At 36.0% G+C, this 15,034-nt stretch carries 14 protein-coding genes; 9 read left to right on the top strand and 5 right to left on the bottom strand.

Going from position 1 to position 15,034, the window contains the following annotated elements:
* Positions 1-43: 43 nt before the first annotated feature.
* Together FIT63_RS04065 and FIT63_RS04060 are read left to right on the top strand one after the other, a co-directional pair.
* Complete coding sequence (locus FIT63_RS04065; protein WP_140006674.1) at positions 44-886, top strand: Bpu10I family restriction endonuclease; 843 nt, start codon at positions 44-46, stop codon at positions 884-886.
* Complete coding sequence (locus FIT63_RS04060) at positions 883-2,004, top strand: DNA cytosine methyltransferase (RefSeq protein WP_140006673.1); 1,122 nt, start codon at positions 883-885, stop codon at positions 2,002-2,004. Before FIT63_RS04065 ends, FIT63_RS04060 begins: the two co-directional genes overlap by 4 nt.
* A gap of 5 nt (positions 2,005-2,009) precedes the next feature.
* On the opposite strand, the gene FIT63_RS04055 is transcribed toward FIT63_RS04060, so the two are convergent.
* Positions 2,010-2,558 (bottom strand): hypothetical protein, encoded by a 549-nt coding sequence (locus FIT63_RS04055; protein ID WP_140006672.1) that lies wholly within the window; start codon positions 2,556-2,558, stop codon positions 2,010-2,012.
* A 229-nt stretch (positions 2,559-2,787) separates the two neighbouring features.
* On the opposite strand from FIT63_RS04055, the gene FIT63_RS04050 reads away from it, so the two are divergent.
* From FIT63_RS04050 to FIT63_RS04040, 3 genes are read left to right on the top strand one after another with little or no spacing between them, the layout of a single operon-like run.
* Positions 2,788-2,970 (top strand): hypothetical protein, encoded by a 183-nt coding sequence (locus FIT63_RS04050; protein ID WP_140006671.1) that lies wholly within the window; start codon positions 2,788-2,790, stop codon positions 2,968-2,970.
* Positions 2,964-3,314 (top strand): hypothetical protein, encoded by a 351-nt coding sequence (locus FIT63_RS04045; protein ID WP_140006670.1) that lies wholly within the window; start codon positions 2,964-2,966, stop codon positions 3,312-3,314. The genes FIT63_RS04050 and FIT63_RS04045 overlap by 7 nt, the downstream gene beginning before the upstream one ends.
* Positions 3,311-4,072, top strand: a complete 762-nt coding sequence (locus FIT63_RS04040; RefSeq protein ID WP_140006669.1) for a hypothetical protein — start codon at positions 3,311-3,313, stop codon at positions 4,070-4,072. The genes FIT63_RS04045 and FIT63_RS04040 overlap by 4 nt, the downstream gene beginning before the upstream one ends.
* A 202-nt stretch (positions 4,073-4,274) precedes the next feature.
* Here the strand turns inward: FIT63_RS04040 and FIT63_RS04035 are convergent, their stop codons facing one another.
* On the bottom strand, positions 4,275-4,814 hold the full coding sequence (locus FIT63_RS04035; RefSeq protein ID WP_420886434.1) for an LON peptidase substrate-binding domain-containing protein: 540 nt from the start codon (positions 4,812-4,814) through the stop codon (positions 4,275-4,277).
* Between the two features lie 249 nt (positions 4,815-5,063).
* On the opposite strand from FIT63_RS04035, the gene acnB reads away from it, so the two are divergent.
* Together acnB and FIT63_RS04025 are read left to right on the top strand one after the other, a co-directional pair.
* On the top strand, positions 5,064-7,628 hold the full coding sequence (gene acnB / locus FIT63_RS04030; protein ID WP_140006667.1) for a bifunctional aconitate hydratase 2/2-methylisocitrate dehydratase: 2,565 nt from the start codon (positions 5,064-5,066) through the stop codon (positions 7,626-7,628).
* 3 nt (positions 7,629-7,631) lie between these two features.
* Positions 7,632-9,155 carry a fumarate hydratase gene (locus FIT63_RS04025; protein WP_140006666.1) on the top strand — a complete coding sequence of 508 codons (1,524 nt, stop codon included), beginning with the start codon at positions 7,632-7,634 and terminating at the stop codon, positions 9,153-9,155.
* 3 nt (positions 9,156-9,158) lie between these two features.
* Here FIT63_RS04025 and FIT63_RS04020 read toward each other — a convergent pair whose 3' ends face one another.
* Complete coding sequence (locus FIT63_RS04020; RefSeq protein ID WP_140006665.1) at positions 9,159-9,701, bottom strand: hypothetical protein; 543 nt, start codon at positions 9,699-9,701, stop codon at positions 9,159-9,161.
* Between the two features lie 60 nt (positions 9,702-9,761).
* Here FIT63_RS04020 and FIT63_RS04015 point away from each other — a divergent pair, with 60 nt between their 5' ends.
* Positions 9,762-10,289, top strand: a complete 528-nt coding sequence (locus FIT63_RS04015; RefSeq protein WP_140006664.1) for a glutathione peroxidase — start codon at positions 9,762-9,764, stop codon at positions 10,287-10,289.
* Positions 10,290-10,296: 7 nt separating this feature from the next.
* On the opposite strand, the gene FIT63_RS04010 is transcribed toward FIT63_RS04015, so the two are convergent.
* Positions 10,297-11,112, bottom strand: a complete 816-nt coding sequence (locus tag FIT63_RS04010; protein ID WP_140006663.1) for a pyruvate, water dikinase regulatory protein — start codon at positions 11,110-11,112, stop codon at positions 10,297-10,299.
* Positions 11,112-13,475 carry a phosphoenolpyruvate synthase gene (gene ppsA / locus FIT63_RS04005; RefSeq protein ID WP_140006662.1) on the bottom strand — a complete coding sequence of 788 codons (2,364 nt, stop codon included), beginning with the start codon at positions 13,473-13,475 and terminating at the stop codon, positions 11,112-11,114. Before ppsA ends, FIT63_RS04010 begins: the two co-directional genes overlap by 1 nt.
* Before the next feature lie 473 nt (positions 13,476-13,948).
* Between ppsA and tal the strand changes: the two genes are divergently transcribed.
* A complete protein-coding gene (gene tal / locus FIT63_RS04000) occupies positions 13,949-14,899 on the top strand; it encodes a transaldolase (RefSeq protein WP_140006661.1) in 951 nt (316 codons plus the stop codon).
* Positions 14,900-15,034 lie beyond the last annotated feature (135 nt).

The raw sequence follows: 15,034 nt of genomic DNA, 5'->3' as shown, positions 1-15,034 counted from the left end.
TAAGAATGTTAAAATTACAGAATTAAATAACAAGGCTAGTTTTATGATAAAACTTATTCATGGAAGTAATATTCAGTCAAAAATAGAAAATGAAAGAAATGAAGCTAATAAGGCCTTGTTAAGTGAAATTCATGGTGAATATAAAAATTGGTTACAAAAGATTGAGAAACTTAAAGGAAAATCAGATGATGCATCTATTAATCAAAGGGTTTTGGATTTAAATTCATATAAAAATTTTATTGATCAGCAAAAATTTAAAAAAGAACAAGGCAATCTAAATGGATTTACCTCCCAGTCAAAACTTCATTCAACAGTTCTTGAAGAATTTATGCATCACTTACTTATAGAAATTCCAAAATTGAATGGCAAGAACTTAAATTTCGGACCAACAAATGCCTATTCTAATTTATATTTTTCCCCAAAAGACCTAGATAGTTTTGAAAACGATTCAGGCCTGACTATTAACACTAAAGATCAAGATTATGCTATTTCTAAAGAAATAAAAATTACAACATCCTTGAATTCTAGTTCGAAAGTGGAAAATAAGAATATTTATGTTCCGGTTGTATCTATAGAGTGCAAGACATATTTAGATAAAACTATGTATGAAGGATCGGTAGCTACTGCAGAAAAAATTAAAAGAGGAAATCCCTACAGTTTATTTCTAATAGTAACTGAAACATATGAGGTTGATCATTCCGTTGATCCACAATATTCGGAAATTGATCAAATTTATATATTGAGAAAAAGCAGTCAAAGAAGTTTACCAAGGCATGATATTTATGCTGATGTTGTAATTGACTTATTTAAGACAGTTGAAAGCCATTTAAATTCAGACTGGCAAAATGTTAGCGCAAGAATAGCTTCCGGAAGAGTGATTAAATGAAGGTGATTGATATATTTGCAGGTTGTGGTGGTTTTTCATTAGGTTTTCAGCTAGCTAACTTTAATTCACAGCTTGCTATTGAAGTTGATTCATGGGCTTCAGAAACTTTTGCATTTAATCATCCGGGAGTAAAAGTTATTACTGAAGATATTAGAAAGATTAGTATTAAAGATTTAAAATTACCAAAAATTGATGGAATTATAGGTGGCCCTCCTTGCCAGGGTTTTTCGCTATCAGGGAATCGTGATACAAAAGACCCAAGAAATAGTTTATTCATGGAATTTGTAAGATTTGTTTACGAATTAAAGCCAAAGTTTTTTGTTATGGAAAATGTTTTAGGTTTGTTATCAATGAAAACTAAAAAAAATATTTTCGTAAAAGATATTATTGAAGAAGAATTTAATAGGGCTGGATATAATTTAGTCGTAAAAGTTTTAAATTCTGCTAATTATGGCGTGCCCCAACTAAGGCAAAGAGTTTTCTTTATTGGCATTAGAAATGATTTGCCTTTTATTCCTGAAGATCTTATTCCAACAAAAACAAATAAAGAAAATAGTTTTGTAACCCTTTGGGATGCCATTTCTGATCTGCCACAAATTGATTCCGGATGTGGAGATGATTCACAAAGCTATTTAACAAAAGCTAATAATAGTTATCAAAGGTCGATGAGGGTTAAATCTAGAGGTATTTTCAACCATATTGCAATGCGACATACAAATCGATTAATTGAAAGATTTAAGCAAATTTCCTATGGACAGTCAGTAAAGGATGTAAGTGATGAACATAGCCAAAGAAAAAGGGGGGCCGCCGATCAAATAAGCGGAAAAGTTTTTTCGCAAAACAATATGAGACCTTATCCCAATAAACCAAGTCCTACTGTTGCCGCTAGCTTCCAATCTAATTTTATTCACCCATATTTGAACAGGAATTTTACGGCCAGAGAGGGCGCAAGAATTCAGTCCTTCCCAGATACATATATTTTTAAAGGCAAAAGAACAACAATGTCTTGGGAGAAGAATTTATCCCAATATCAGCAAATAGGAAATGCTGTCCCACCTTTAATGGCAAAAGCTTTAGGTAAAATGATTGTAAAATATTTTAATTTACACTCTTTATAAATTGATTAGTTTAATTTGCTCTTATTAATCTGACTTAACAAATCCTCAATTGAACTAATTTGATTGAGTTTAGAGTTTTCTATCTCATATAAATCTGCTTTTGTACTGAATTTTGTGCCATCTGATCTGTATCTATAAGACCCTTTTTTATGTAATGAGGCATTGAGTAAAAAATCTTTTTTTGATATCCAGCCACATACCGTTATGACATTATTGGTTTTATTTAAACTACAAAAAATGTAGATATCAACTTCAAAATGAATTTGTAAACCAATAAGATTGTTTACAAAAAATGGTTTTGGATTACTTTTTCTACCCATTGTTTTTATATCAATTTTGCGATTGTTTATTATAATATCTATGCCACCATCAAATTTACTTTCAAAATCTATTAAGGGTATATTTAATAAATATTGAATTGTGCATTGGCCAATAACTCCTGTTAATTGTTCTGATTTATTTCCATCTCCAATACCTCGATTTCCAAAGTTAATTCGATTTATTAAAAGCTCGCAGTGACTTAATACTTCTTTCGGAACCTCTATAGAAAACATATGTTATAGCCCGCTAATTAAATTTGTAAGATTTGCAGTACTATAAATAAATTTGGCAAGCTTTTGTTAAGTCTTTTTTCCACAATTTCTGTGGATAACCCTGTGATTAAATATGAAGTTAATTGACAACATACTAATTTACTTGAATTTATTACAATTGCTTATTTTTTACTCACCCTTCAAGAATAAAATAATTGGGTTTTTGTTCCTTTAGTAGTAAGTTAGGAATATGAAATCTGCTAAATATACCTGCCCCGAATGCCACGCTATTGAGGGCGTAGATATTCTCTACGGTTATCCAACAGACGACACTTTGCAGTCTTGGTTCAAGAAAGAAGTTGAATTAGGTGGATGCATTGTTGGCGATGAAAAACCGACACATAAATGTTTTAAGTGTGGCCATCAATGGTAAAAAAGAAAAATACTGAATCAACCCAATCACAAACTGACTTTTGGGAAGATGCAAAGTCATATGTTGATATTCGCAATTGTTCTTTTGGATTTAAATGTAATCAGAGGTGGAAAGATCTCCTAAAAAGAAAAGAAAAGAACATTAAATACTGCCATGAGTGTGAAAGGGAAGTATATTTGATTGAAACAAATGAAGAGTTAATGCGTGTAATTAAGTTTAATCATTGTGCAGCAATTAAAGTGCGATACGACGAAATACCACAAACAAAAAGAGCAGATATTACTGTCGGGATGTTAAGCCCTACTAATTATTATGTGCCAGCTTATTTAAGGAATAAGAAATGAAAAAACTACTATCATCGCTCTCTCAAAACATTAAATCCCTGCTCAAGAAAACACCCCAAAGAAAATACCTAGTTATTATTGGAATTCTTGTTATTGCTCTATTTGCTCTAGCTTATTCATATCAGGAAGTTAAATTATTTAACGGTTTTCTCGTAGAGAAATTAAATGAAAAATTAGGACCTCATTTAGGTTATAACCCAAAATCACACAATAACCCTTGCTTTAATATTCCTAGTGGTTCTGTAAGGCCAGTATTTTTAAATCTTGAAGATGAAATCAAGGCAACCGATTTAGTTTGGAGAGAGGATTATAAAAAACTTCCTGTTTCGGCTAAAAAGTTAATTAGAAAAGAAGTTCCCCCAGGCATTGAAGATTATGAAATTAATGTTGCTTTTTTTGATCTTAACAACGATGGTGTTGATGAAGTCTTTGTTAACAACAGAAGTATGGGAAGTTCAGGGGGGCAGGGATTTTTAATACTTGAAAATCAAAAGGGTAAATGGAAAGAAATAGCCTTATTTACCGGTAGCTTTATTATGATTAATCGTTGGGCTCCAAAAGGTTACGAGGGGTACACAGTAATTATTTATTGGTTTAGAGGTGGAGGTGCTGATACAGATCAAGTTGTATTAGCTTATAAAAATCATGAATATAAACGCTTTAGTGTTACACCTGTGCCCTTAAATGTTCTATATTCAAATGACTTTCAGAAGATGATATTAGATTTAAATTGGATGTGCTGGGATTATTGGAATTAGTAAATAATGACATCAAAACCCCCACCTAATTTTTTAAGGTGTTATTGTTAGTAAACAATAGATTACGATTAAATTTGAAACTTTAAGGAAGTAAAAATGAAAAAATAATATTGCTGATTCTGATTATAAATTTGACTGGGTGCGCTTCTCAATCATTAACTGGTAATGCTTATACGGGAACTCAAGCTAAACTTTTTGGAATTTAATTTATTGCATCATTAATAAGTTCTAATCTTACAATCGGACTATCAATCTGCATTAAACGCTGTTTATCTATAAGAGGTATGTCTAACAATTCAACCCATCTATTTGAGACCCACGTGGCATCTTGATATTCATATGGTTTCATGATAGGAATATCTCGCTCTGATATACCTTGCTCTGGTAATGACTCAATTAAGCGCTTAAGATTTTCACTCACTTTTTTTAAGTCGTCAGGAATTGGGATTTGTAAGTCATTATTTATATTTGATACCTCGCCTATAATTAGACCATCTTCTTGAATTGTAAATCCATTGACTTTAATCCTGTTACTCCCCTGACAGCTAATCATAATAAGATCTTCTTTTGAAACATCTGCGTCTAAAATATCTACTAAAGTTCCAACACTCGCAAAGGGTAAATGGTTTGTCATATCTGCCTTTCTTTCTGGCAAAACTGCAACAATACCAAAACAGGTATTTTCTCTAAGACATGTTTTGGTCATATCTAAATATCTTGGCTCAAATATACGTAAGTTCATAATGCCTTTAGGGCAAACAACTACATTGAGCGGGAAAAGAGGTAAATTATAAAAAGCCATGATTGAATGACTATTTCAGTCCTGTTTCGTTCAAGTTTTAGATAACAATAAGTGATGTGAGTTATGGGTTTGTAGTAACCTTCTTGAAAGTATCCTGCAGCCACATTCTATTGATTTATCTTTTAAGATCAATGTAATAGCTTTATACTAATAGGAACCAATTATTTTTTTAAAGCCCATCTAAATCCAATGATCGATGATTATAGAAAAGAAGCCGCTGAGCGATTAAAAGAGGGTCTTCCACCCCTTTCTTTAACAGCAAAACAAACCGCAGAACTCGTAACGTTATTAAAGTCACCCGATACAAAAGATACCCAGACGCTGATGGAATTATTTTGTCATCGTGTTCCATCAGGTGTTGATCAAGCCGCATATATTAAAGCAGCCTTCCTTACGGATATTGCTAAGGGTATAGAAAAATCCTCACTCATTTCACCCAAGTACGCTATTGAATTATTAGGAACCATGGTAGGCGGGTATAACGTTCAATCACTTATTTCTCTTTTAGATTCAGATCTTGCTGATGATGTTGTTAAAGCTCTATCTCATACCATTTTAATTTTTGATGCATTTTACGATGTGAGTGAAAAAGTTAGATCAGGTAATAAAGCCGCAATGAAACTCATGGAGTCATGGGCAAATGGTGATTGGTTTTTGAAAAAACCTCCATTATCGAAAGAAATAAAAGCGCTCGTTTTTAAAGTAGATGGCGAAACAAATACCGATGACCTGTCCCCAGCGCAAGAAGCTTGGTCGAGACCAGACATTCCATTGCATGCAAAAGCGATGTTAATGAATAAAATGCCAAATGGCATCAAAACAATTCAGGACTTAGAAGTAAAACAATTACCGATAGCTTATGTGGGAGATATTGTAGGTACAGGTTCATCCAGGAAATCAGCAATTAATTCTGTTCAATGGCATATAGGAAGTGATATCCCTTTTATCCCAAACAAAAGAACGGGTGGCATTGTATTGGGTAATAAGATTGCGCCTATATTTTTTAATACAGCAGAAGATTCAGGAGCACTTCCTATTGAATGCGATGTAAGTCGAATGAAAACTGGAGATGAAATTACTATTAAACCATTCGAAGGAAAAATTCTAAATAGTAAAAATGAATCCATTGCCACATTTAACTTAACACCATTTACGCTTGCGGATGAATATCGCGCGGGTGGCAGAATACCTCTTATTATTGGCCGTGGATTAACATCGAAAGCAAGAGAGTTTTTAAAATTACCTCCAAGTACTTTATTTTTAACTCCTGCACCAGTAGTTACTTCTAAAAAAGGATTCACACTCGCGCAAAAAATGGTAGGTCGAGCTTGCGGCATGCCTGTAGGTATTGGTGTTAGACCTGGCACATATTGTGAGCCAAAAGTTACATCTGTTGGCTCTCAAGACACAACTGGCGCTATGACAAGAGATGAATTAAAAGAATTGGCGTGTCTCGGATTTAATGCTGACTTAGTTATGCAAAGTTTTTGTCATACAGCAGCCTATCCGAAACCTGTAGATGTTAAATTACAACATGAACTCCCTGAATTTATGTCGAGCCGAGGCGGGGTTACTTTAAGACCTGGTGATGGAATTATTCATTCCTGGCTTAACCGTCTTTTACTTCCAGACACTGTAGGCACAGGTGGTGATTCCCATACACGTTTCCCCATAGGTATTTCATTTCCAGCAGGTTCCGGACTTGTAGCTTTTGCAGCAGCTATGGGAGCAATGCCAATCGATATGCCGGAATCAGTCTTGGTAAGATTTAAAGGCAAGATGCAACCAGGTATTACATTGAGAGATCTTGTGAATGCAATACCTTATGCAGCGATCAAAAATGGTGACCTCACAGTAGCAAAACAAAATAAAAAAAATGTTTTTAATGGGCGTATTTTAGAAATTGAAGGCCTACCAGATCTTAAAATTGAGCAAGCATTTGAATTTGCTGATGCATCAGCTGAAAGATCTGCAAATGGATGCACTGTAAAACTTAATAAAGAACCAATCATTGAATATATCAAATCAAATATTGCCCTTATTAAAAATTTAGTTGATAACAACTACGAAGATAAAAGAACATTATTGCGTCGTATGAAAGCAATGGAAGATTGGCTTAAAAATCCGACGTTATTAGAAGCAGATAAAGATGCCGAGTATGCAAGTATTATTGAAATTGATCTTGATCAAATTAAAGAGCCATTAATTGCATGTCCAAACGATCCAGATAATATTAAGCCGTTGTCTGAGATTGCAGGGAATAAAATTGATGAGGTGTTTATTGGAAGTTGCATGACTAACATTGGGCATTATCGTGCAGCAGCCAAAGTCCTTGAAGACACTAATACAATCCCAACACGACTATGGATTGTACCTCCCACTCGAATGGATGAAACGGAACTCAAGAAAGAGGGCGTATACGCCGTTTTTAATAAAATAGGAGCCAGAACAGAGGTGCCCGGATGTTCTCTCTGCATGGGGAATCAGGCGCGCGTTGAGGATGGAGCTCATGTTTTTTCAACAAGCACGCGAAATTTTGATAATCGTATGGGAAAAGATGCGCAAGTGTATTTGGGTTCTGCAGAACTCTCAGCAGTGTGCGCTGCTTTAGGTAAAATTCCAACGCTTGAAGAGTATCTTGCTATTAGTAATCAAAAACTTTCAAAAGGCGTAGATTCAATCTATCGGTATTTAAATTTTGATCAGATGCCAGAATATAAACCAAAAAAAGTAATTGAGATTACTGAAATTTAATAAATGAAGACTGTCATTAAAAAAGAAGATTTTATCGAAAGCATCAGTGATGCTTTGCAATTTATTTCTTACTATCACTCGGAAGATTTTATTTTGTCCATGCGTGAAGCATATGAAAAAGAAACATCTGTTCCAGCTAAAGATGCCATGCTTCAGATTCTTACAAGTTCAAAAATGAGCGCCATGGGACATAGGCCTATATGCCAAGACACTGGAATTGTGATTGCATTTGTTGAAGTTGGTATGAATGTAGAGTGGTTGTCAGATCTTTCAATTGAAGATATGGTGAATGAAGGTGTTAAACGCGCTTATACAAGCCAAGACAATCCACTTCGTCCTTCAATGGTCTCAGATCCAGCTGGTATGCGGCAGAACACAAAAGACAATACACCTGCAGTCACGCATGTGAATTTAATTAAAGGTGACAAAGTAAACATCTCTATCAGCGCAAAAGGTGGAGGCTCAGAAAATAAAGCTCAATTCATAACACTCAACCCATCAGATAGTATTGTAGATTGGGTATTAAAAGTGATTCCTGAGATGGGAGCGGGTTGGTGCCCACCTGGAGTTATTGGCATTGGCATTGGCGGATCTTCTGAAAAAGCGATGTTAATGGCAAAAGAGTCACTGATGTTACCGATTGATATTCAGTCACTCGTTAAGCGTGGTGCAAAGAATAAGACTGAAGAGTTACGCATAGAACTTTATAATAAAATTAATCAGCTAGGTATAGGCGCGCAAGGCTTTGGCGGTCTAACCACAGTACTTGACGTTAAAATCATCGATTATCCTTGTCACGCTTCGTCTTTGCCAATTGCATTAATACCCAATTGTGCAGCTACGAGGCATACACATTTCATCTTGGATGGTAAAGGTCCAGCACATTTTAAAATACCTGATTTAAATTTGTGGCCTCAAGATACTTGGGCTGCTCAAAAAGATGCTAAAAGAATTAATCTTGACTCAATTGATAAAACATCAATCGAAGAATGGAAAGAAGGCGACTTACTTTTACTGTCTGGAAAATTACTAACTGCTAGGGATGGTGCGCATAAGAAAATTGCTGATCTTCTTAAGAAAGGGGAGCCTTTACCCGCGGGCATAAATTTAAAAAATAAATTTATTTATTATGTGGGCCCTGTTAATGCCGTTCGCAATGAAGTGATTGGTCCAGCAGGACCTACAACAGCATCTCGCATGGATCAATTCATGGAGATGATGTTAGCTGAATTAGGTGTCATGGGTACGATTGGAAAAGCAGAGCGCGGCGAAAATGCTGTGCAAACAATCAAAAAATACCAATCTGTATATTTAAGCGCAGTTGGAGGAGCGGCTTATCTAGTTTCAAAAGCCATTACTTCATCTAGGGTAGTTGCATTTCCTGAGTTAGGTATGGAAGCCATATATGAATTTGAAGTGAAAGATATGCCAGTGATGGTATCTATCGATACTCACGGCAAGTCTATTTATTGCGAAGCTCCAACTCGCTGGAAGAATAAATCTATACCTATCAACTCTTTAAAATAAATCTTAGTCTAGCATTAGGCAAAAAGTGCCTTCTATTCCTTGTGATTTTTTGTCACTGCGTCGCAGATTGATTTCAGAATCATTTTTAATTTGTTCATCAAGTGCCAGTAAAAGTTTTTTATATAGTTTATCAATTGGTATTTCATGCAAGATATCTATTCTGCCGATCAACTCATCTTCCACTTTCATCTTCTTTAGGACCTTTCCATCTTGATTATAAATTTTTGCTTTGAGTGTGCCGTAGAAGGTTGTCATTTTTGGGTTATAAAAAATGTGAGGATCTAAAGATAAAACTAAATTTCCGTAATTACCTTTTTCGCATAAAGCACTGTTGGGCAGTCCGGTCACGGCTGCTTTTTTTAAAAGTGAAGCCTGCTTAATCCAATATCCTTGCCTATAAAAACCGGTTAGATGAATTGGATGCTTATCAAAACTTTCATTGATGTGTATCAAATAATCGTAATTTGTATTCGCTTTTACCTCAGATATTATTGTTTGCGTAACTAAAGCAAAGAAAATTGAAAGAGTGACTAATATTTTTAACATTTTTTTGAATTATAGTAAGATTGAGTAGTCAAATTGACATTCTACTTTGAGACTAGTTTCATGAAAATTTTTTTACTTTTATTTTTTTGGATAATACCAGCCATGACTTATGCTGCCTGCCCCTCTATATATAATCATCAGTTTAATACACTTCAAGGAGATAAAATTAACTTATGTGATTATCAGTCAAAACCTATATTAGTCGTAAATACTGCAAGTAAGTGTGGATTTACCCCACAATTTAATGCTTTAGAGGCTCTATATAAGAAATATCATAGTAAAGGTTTATTAGTGATCGGTTTTCCATCTAACGACTTTAACCAAGAGTTAAGTACCGATAAAGAAGTTAAAGATTTTTGTAAGCTTACATATGCGGTTGAATTTCCAATGACCACAAAATCAAATGTCACAGGTAAAAATGCAAACCCATTTTATCAAGAGCTCATTAAGGCTTCAGGCCAAATGCCTCAATGGAATTTTCATAAATACTTAATATTGCCTCAAGGTAAAAAAGTATATGCATTCACGAGTGATGTCACACCCGACTCAGCTGAGATCGTAGATAAAATTAAAGCAGAATTAAAGTAATGAGTTTTTAAGTATTAGGTTGGCGAATTTTTTGTAAGATGATAGCTGATAGCTCTTCGACTGAGCGCGTCGTTGAGTCTGCCCAAGGAATACCTGCTCGCTTCATAAGATTTTCACAGTCAGTAATTTCTTTTCTGCAGTTATCTAGTGAAGCGTATGTGCTATTTGGGCGTCTTTCACTTCGAAGGCTACTCAAACGATCTGCTTGTATCGTTAATCCGAAAATTTTATCGATATAACCTTCTAAAATAGGCGGGAGTGCTTTTCTTTCAAAATCTTCAGGTGTTAAGGGATAGTTCGCGGCTTTAATACCGAATTGCATAGCAAGATAAATACTTGTAGGTGTTTTGCCTGATCTTGATACACCAACTAAAATAACATTGGCTTGATTTAAACCATTATGTGTCATTCCGTCATCGTGGCCCAAAGCAAAATTAATCGCTTCCATTCTGTCAGAGTAATTAGCACCTGAAATACTGTGAGCAACGCCTGGTCTGGTCAGAGGCTCTTCTTTTAACTCAACACCTAAGGGATCAATAAATGCATCGAAAAGATCGATGTAATAAGCATCAACTTCTTTAAGTTCTGCGCGAAGTTTTTGGTTGCCAATGGACATGATGACAATAGGTCTTTCCCCATTTTCCATTTTTGCATTGACGATACGCTTTTGAGCGTCATCTACTTTGGCATCTGAATCGGTAAATGGAATTCTAATTTGCGCAAATTGTGTTTCTGGAAAGTGCGCTAAAAGCTGACCTAATGCTCCGGCAGTAATGCCTGTTCCATCTGAAATAAAGAACGCTGTTCTTTTTTGTTTTGCCATTATTTTGGGCTAATACGTTTCCAGGTGCTGATGACAGTATCAGGATTGAGTGACATAGATGAAATACCCTCTTTAACAAGCCATTCTGCAAAGTCGGGATGATCTGATGGGCCCTGGCCGCAAATCCCAATGTATTTCTTTGTTTTTTTAGCGGCTGTAATCGCCATTTGAATCAGTAATTTTACTGCATCATTTCTTTCATCAAAACCATCTGCCAAAATACCAGAGTCACGATCAGTGCCTAATGTCAGCTGAGTTAAATCGTTTGATCCAATCGAGAATCCGTCGAAGTACTCAAGAAATGCTTCAGCTAAGATGGCATTCGATGGGACTTCACACATCATAATTAAACGAAGGCCTTGGTCGCCACGCTTAAGACCGTTAGCTGCCATGATTGATGTCACCTCTTTGGCTTCTTCTAGAGTCCTCACAAATGGAATCATGATTTCTACATTCGTTAGACCCAATGTTTCACGCACCTTTTTCATGGCTTGGCATTCCATGACAAAGCAGTCCTTAAAATCTTCTGACATATAACGGGCTGCACCTCTAAATCCGATCATTGGATTTTCTTCATCTGGCTCGTAAATATCTCCACCCACTAATTTTTTATATTCATTCGATTTGAAATCAGACGTTCTTACAATGACAGGTTTTGGGTAAAACGCTGCAGCAATTGTTGCAACACCCTCAGCGACTTTATCAATATAAAATTGTTTAGGATTAAGGTAGCCGCGAGCACGATGTGTGATTTGTTTTTGAATGTCTAGTGGCATTGCTGCATAATTTAAAATGGCTTTAGGGTGAATGCCAATCATATTATTGATAACAAATTCTAGACGCGCTAAACCCACACCGTCATTTGGTGTTTGAGCAAAGGTAAATGCCATGTCTGGATTACCAACATTCATCATAATTTTTACTGGAGGGGTAGGAAGGATAGTTTCTTTTTCCGTATTCACCTCATATTCAAGTGCACCTTGAAAAACAAATCCAGTTTCACCTTCTGAACAACATACGGTCACAATCTCACCTTCTTGAAGAAGTTCGGTTGCATTAACGCTTCCTACAATAGCTGGGATACCGAGTTCGCGAGCAATGATCGCAGCATGACATGTGCGACCGCCGCGATTAGTGACAAGTGCCGAAGCTCTTTTCATGACAGGCTCCCAATTAGGGTCGGTCATATCTGCGACCAGCACATCACCAGGAAGAACCGAGTGCATTTCAGATGGGTCTTTAACAATACGAACAGGACCGATACCAATTTTTTGTGTGACCGCACGTCCAGCTACAATCGCTTTACCAGTTCCTTTTAATTTAAATATTTCCACTGCATTTTTTGATTGAGACTTTACCGTTTCAGGTCTTGCTTGGAGGATATAAATTTTTCCATCTAAACCATTTCTGCCCCATTCAATATCCATAGGACATCCATAATGAGATTCAATAGTGACGGCATATTGAGCAAGCTCTAGAATATCTTGATCGTCTAAGCTAAAAGAATCACTTTCTTTAGGATCCACATCAATCGTATGTGTACTTTTTCCAGCTTGTGTTGCATCACTAAAAACCATTTTAATTTTTTTAGATCCAATGGAGCGTCGTATGATCGCTGGTTTACCTTCTTTTAAAAGAGGTTTGAAAACATAAAACTCGTCTGGATTAACAGCACCTTGAACAACTGTCTCACCTAAGCCATAAGAGGCAGTAATAAACACAACATCTTTAAATCCAGATTCGGTATCAATCGTAAACATCACACCTGAGCATCCAATATCACTTCTTACCATCTGTTGCACACCTGCTGAAATTGCAACATCAGCATGTACGAAACCCTTATGCACGCGATATGAAATAGCGCGATCATTATAAAGGGATGCAAACACTTCTTTAATAGCGTGCTTGATATGCTCTACGCCGTGAATATTCAAGAAGCTTTCTTGCTGGCCGGCAAAGGAGGCGTCAGGTAAGTCCTCCGCTGTTGCAGAAGACCTAACTGCAAATGTAGTCCCGTCCGCAGAATTTTTGATGAGTCGTGTGTAGTTTTCTTCAATGGACTTTTCTAAGTCAGAAGGAAGGGGTGTATCAACAATCCATTGCCTAATTTTTTTTCCGCTAATCGCTAATGCAGAAGTGTCGTCCGTGTTTAATGCTTTAAGTTCATTGGCAATTTTTTCGTCGAGTTTGTTATGCGCTAAAAATTCTCTAAATGCATGTGCTGTGGTTGCGAATCCAGTTGGCACTCGAACACCTTTAGCATGAAGCTGAGAAATCATTTCACCTAGAGATGCATTCTTCCCTCCAACAGAACTGACGTCTGTATTTCGAAGATTTTCTAATGGAATGACGTGTGCTGACATAAGGGCCCTTGGGTTAATAGCTAGAAGAACTTAACATTGAACTTTTTATAATGATGTTTTAAGTGTAATTGGTTTTTACGACAAAGATGTCAACATCAAAATCTTTAATGAGAGGTGTCATAAAAAGACGTCATTTTGCCAAATTACTACCCCGTTGTCATCTGAATACTCATCCTAAAGCCTTCATTTCTTAAGCTAACAAGAATAGGGTGTCGTTAAGTGATCCAAAATGAGCTACATCTTACGTTAAATGAGTCTAAATATTGTTAAAACTCATACAAAAAGCTACAAAATACGTTAAATTTCATAAAAGTGATTATTTGATTAAGATATTTCATATGGATGAGTTGTTTCACCCTTAAAAAGTGGTGTTTAAAGTGTAAAACAAGTGCTGAAATCACAAGATTACAAGTCAATTCATATATAATTTACCCTCCGATTTCGAAGACATCATTTTTTGGAGATTTAAAGCAATGGCAACATTATTAGAGCAATTAAAAGGCATGACAACGATCGTTGCAGATACTGGTGACGTGGAAGCAATTAAGACAGTAAAACCCTACGACGCAACGACTAACCCATCTTTACTATTAAAAGCAAGCACGCTCCCTCAATGCGAGCCTATGATCAAGGAAGCTATTGCATACGCCAAATCTAAAAGCAGCAATAAGACTCAGCAGGTTGAAGATGCAGCTGACAAGTTAGCTGTGCTTGTAGGGCTTGAAATCCTAAAACATATTCCTGGCCGTATTTCTACTGAAGTAGATGCGCGCTTATCCTTCAATATTGATGCGATGGTTAAAAAGGGTAGAAAATTAATTGGTCTTTACGATGAGGCTGGCGTTAAAAAAGATCGCGTACTTATTAAATTGGCTTCCACATGGGAAGGGATTAAAGCAGGCGAAATTTTAGAAAAAGAAGGCATTAATTGTAACTTAACACTTCTTTTTGGTTTCGGACAAGCCCGCGCATGCGCTGAGGCTGGCGTATTTCTTATTTCACCATTTGTTGGTCGTATCCTTGATTGGTATAAAGCTAAAACTGGTAATACTTATTCTTCAGAAGAAGATCCAGGCGTTATATCTGTTCGTAAAATTTACGCTTACTATAAAGAGCATGGATATAAAACAGTTGTGATGGGTGCATCCTTTAGAAATATCGATGAAATTACAGCACTAGCTGGTTGTGATCGCTTAACAATTGCACCAAATTTACTTCAGGAGCTTGAAGCAACCCAGGGAGATTTACCAAGGTTACTCAAAGACGGCGGCGCTACAAAATCAGCCCCAGCTAAAATGACTGAGGATGAATTCCGCTTTGCATTGAATGAAGATGCGATGGCAACTGAAAAACTTTCAGAAGGTATTCGTGGTTTCGTAGTGGATCAAAACAAACTCGAAACAGCTTTAAACGAAAAGCTATAAACCATTTATTGTCATAAAAATGACCTTAAATGACTATAGAGTGAGTAGGGTTGATTATTGACACAAAATGATTAGCCCTATATGATCGGTTTCCTGCTTCATGAAGTTCAAACTTCCTTTTAGCAACGAACTATT

The sequence above is a fragment of the Candidatus Methylopumilus planktonicus genome, from assembly GCF_006364715.1.
GTDB classification, from domain to species: Bacteria; Pseudomonadota; Gammaproteobacteria; order Burkholderiales; family Methylophilaceae; genus Methylopumilus; species Methylopumilus planktonicus_A.
This window is presented reverse-complemented; position numbering and strand designations above follow the sequence as displayed.